Origin of the sequence: Peribacillus sp. CSMR9, from assembly GCF_033141925.1 — a bacterium.
Lineage (GTDB): Bacteria > Bacillota > Bacilli > Bacillales > DSM-1321 > Peribacillus > Peribacillus simplex_A.
In genome coordinates this window covers 1-651 of sequence record NZ_JAOPHO010000227.1, presented here as the reverse complement: position 1 = coordinate 651, position 651 = coordinate 1, and the positions used below count along the sequence as shown (strand labels likewise).

The 651-nt window shown below is 37.8% G+C and carries 1 pseudogene; it reads left to right on the top strand.

Annotation, left to right across the window (positions count from 1 at the left end):
• Positions 1-514: 514 nt before the first annotated feature.
• A pseudogene (locus N9I19_RS25035) lies at positions 515-651 on the top strand (site-specific integrase); the annotation flags it as partial.

Sequence of the window (651 nt, the reverse complement as noted above, 5' to 3'; positions counted from 1 at the left end):
AAAAGACACGCTATCTATTTAATTGCTACCGCACTCAAGATCATTTGAGTGCTTTTTTTTATTTCTACGACAAAAACACGACAAAATTAGGGACAAAAACATGGACAAAATGAGGAGTTTTTCAGGGATAAAGGAGGGGAATTTTTAATTTTCCATTGAAGGTAGAATTTTCTTATCAGGTAAACGCCTGATGGGAGATGCATCGTTCCCATATCAATGGTGTACTCAAGTGTATCGAATGACTGAGAAGGTTGCCGGCTGAAATTACGGGGGAGCAACTGGAGTCTAGCAGTATTGCGTACGATAGCTTAGGGGCGCAGAGTGTGAAATTCCTTTGCAAATTACTGACTGTCAAATTTTACAGCGACCGTTCCTGCAATCCTGGCTTCCTCCTGGGTGATTGATAAGGACGGGATAAATATAATTAGCAATTAGCATAATGAGGTGGTATTTCAAAGCATTCCAAGGAATGTTTTTCTTTTGCTCAAAAGAAGCTAAGAGTAGGTGAGGAAAGGTGAATATTGTACAACCCATTCGCAATCTAAACACGATCCAAGAAATTAAGAGAATGTTAAAAGAGCGAAATGAGCGAAATTATATTCTATTTTTATTTGGGATACAAACCGGTTTGAGAATATCTGATATTTTAAA